This window comes from Pseudonocardia spirodelae, from assembly GCF_037727765.1.
In the GTDB taxonomy this organism is placed as follows: Bacteria; Actinomycetota; Actinomycetes; order Mycobacteriales; family Pseudonocardiaceae; genus Pseudonocardia; species Pseudonocardia spirodelae.
Genome location: NZ_JBBJUP010000038.1, coordinates 1 through 2517, shown reverse-complemented (window position 1 = coordinate 2517; position 2517 = coordinate 1). Strand labels below are relative to the sequence as shown.

Here is a 2517-nt window from a genome sequence, read left to right as displayed (position 1 = left end):
TGTCCGACGCCCGTACTCCAGCGCCCCGGCGAGGTCGAGGCCGTCGGAACAGATGCGGGCGACCTCCTCGCCGGTCACCGCGTCGTACAGCGGGCGGCCCTCCCCGGAGCCGGTCTGCCAGGTACCGGACAGATGGCTGCGCAGCAGTGGGGTGGTCGTCATTGGTGTCTCCCGGTTCGTCGGATCAGACGGTCTCGATGAGGAGGGCGGCGCCCTGTCCGACCCCGACACACATCGACGCGAGTCCGCGCCGGCCCCCCTCGCGTCGGAGCCGGTTGACCAGCGTCACGGTGATGCGGGCGCCGGAGCAGCCCAGTGGGTGGCCCAGCGCGATGGCGCCGCCGTCGGCGTTGACGATCTCGGGGTCGAGCCCGAGCCGGCGCACCGACGCCAGCGCCTGGGTCGCGAACGCCTCGTTCAGCTCGGCCGCGTGCAGGTCCGCGACGGTCCATCCGGCGCGCTGCAGCGCCTTGGTGGTTGCCGGAACCGGGCCGAGCCCCATGACGTGCGGGGCGACCCCGGCGGCGGCCCCGGTGACGATCCGGGCCAGCGGGGTCAGCCCCTGCTCGCGCACGGCCTTCCCGCTCGCGACGACGACGGCGGCGGCACCGTCCGACAGCGGCGACGAGTTGCCCGCGGTCACGACCCCGTCGCGGCGGAAGACCGGCTTGAGGCGGCCCAGCGACTCCGGCGACGCATCCGGGCGGGGACCCTCGTCGCTGCTCACCACGATCGGGTCGCCCCTGCGCTGCGGCACGCTCACCGGGACGATCTCGTCGTCGAACCGGCCGTCCTTCGCCGCGGCGGTGGCCCGCTGGTGGCTGCGCAGAGCGAACGCGTCGCACTGATCCCGGGTGATCCCGTCGAGCAGGGCGACCTCCTCGGCGGTCTCTCCCATCGAGAGGGTGACCGGGCCGGCCTCTTCGGTGTGGGTCTGCGGGGCCTCGCGGTCCAGCTCGCGGAACCGCGGGTTGGTGAAGCGCCAGCCCAGCGATGTGTCCGCGACCTCGCCCGGCTTCGCCCACGGGGTGCCCGGCTTGGCCATGACCCACGGCGAGCGGGTCATCGACTCGACTCCGCCGGCGACGACGACGTCGGCCTCGCCGGCGGCGACGGCGTGCGCGGCACCGCTGATCGCGGTCAGACCGCTCGCGCACAGCCGGTTCACCGTGTAGCCGGGCACGGAGTGCGGCAGCCCCGCGAGGAGCGCGGCCATCCGAGCCACGTTGCGGTTGTCCTCGCCGGCCTGGTTGGCGGCGCCGAGGACCACCTCGTCGATCCGTCCGGGATCGGCCCCGGCCCGCTCGACGGCGGTCCGGACGACCAGTGCCGCCAGATCGTCGGGGCGCACCGACGCGAGCGCTCCGCCGTACCTGCCCTGGGGCGTACGGACCCCGCTGATCAGGAACACGTCATCCACCGGCAATGACCTCCTCGTCGACGAACGATCGTTCGGTCGTTTCCCCGCAAGCTAGCATCGTGGCGTGGAGAGGGAAAGTCGTGCGTCACGCGTCCCGGCCCGGGCCCTCGGCGGGAGCCGCGTACGGACTCGGCTCCACGGCGTCGGCGAACGTCGACGTCATGGCCGTGAACTGGAGAGAGACGGGATGATCCGCCACGGAGACCGATGCAACCGTCGTCACCCGCGACCTGCAGTCGCCCGGGCCGGGGACCTCGGCCGCCGTCGCGTACGGAGCGCACTCCCCGTGTCGAAAACGATCATTCGGTCGCAGCGGGACGAGAGGCGGGAGCCGTGACCGAGAACGAGTCCGGAGCCCCGACGGCACGGGGTCGCCGGCCTCGCGCCGCAGCCGGGTCCCGACCGGCCTACGACCTGGGCTCGTTGCTGCCGATCGCCGTGGCGGAGTTCAACACCCGCGGCTACGACGCGACGAGCATGGAGGATCTCGCGCGGGCCGCGGGCATCACGAAATCCTCGTTCTACAACCACGTGAGCGGCAAGGAGGGTCTGCTGCGGGCAGGTCTGGAGCGGGCCCTCGACCGGTTGTTCGCGATCCTGGAGGAGCGGCAGGCCCAGGAGGGCGCCGCTCTGGATCGGCTCCGGTACATCATCGAGCAGCAGGTCAGGGTGCTCATGGACGAGCTCCCGTACGTGACGCTGCTGCTGCGTGTGCGCGGGAACACCGATGTCGAGCGCTGGGCGGTGGCCCGGCGGCGTGCCTTCGACGCCACGATCGCCTCACTGGTCGCCGAGGCGGTCGACAACGGCGAGATGAGCTCGGACACCGACCCCTGGCTCTCCGCCCGGCTGCTGTCCGGCACGGTCAACTCGCTGATCGAGTGGTACCGACCCGGGCGGTCCGGTACCGAGCAGCTGCCCAAGCGGATCGTGGCGATGGTGTCGGACGGGTTCGTTCGCCCCGCCTGAACAGGGCCGACGGTCCCGAGTTGCGATCTGCATCGGATCGCGCCATGCTGTAGCGAACGAACATTCGTTAGTAGAGGTGGAGTGATGACGGCTACCGACGAGCGCGTACCTGCCGACCGCGCCGCGCA

Annotated in this window: 2 protein-coding genes; one reads left to right on the top strand and one right to left on the bottom strand. The window is 72.1% G+C overall.

All coding sequences use genetic code 11. The annotated features are described in order from the left end of the window. Window positions 1-184: 184 nt before the first annotated feature. A complete protein-coding gene (locus WJX68_RS25155) occupies window positions 185-1420 on the bottom strand; it encodes a thiolase family protein (RefSeq protein ID WP_340295471.1) in 1236 nt (411 codons plus the stop codon). A gap of 423 nt (window positions 1421-1843) precedes the next feature. On the opposite strand from WJX68_RS25155, the gene WJX68_RS25150 reads away from it, so the two are divergent. Next, the gene (locus WJX68_RS25150; RefSeq protein WP_340295469.1) at window positions 1844-2389 is read left to right on the top strand and encodes a TetR/AcrR family transcriptional regulator; all 546 of its coding nucleotides are present in this window, start codon (window positions 1844-1846) and stop codon (window positions 2387-2389) included. The last annotated feature ends 128 nt before the right edge of the window (window positions 2390-2517 follow it).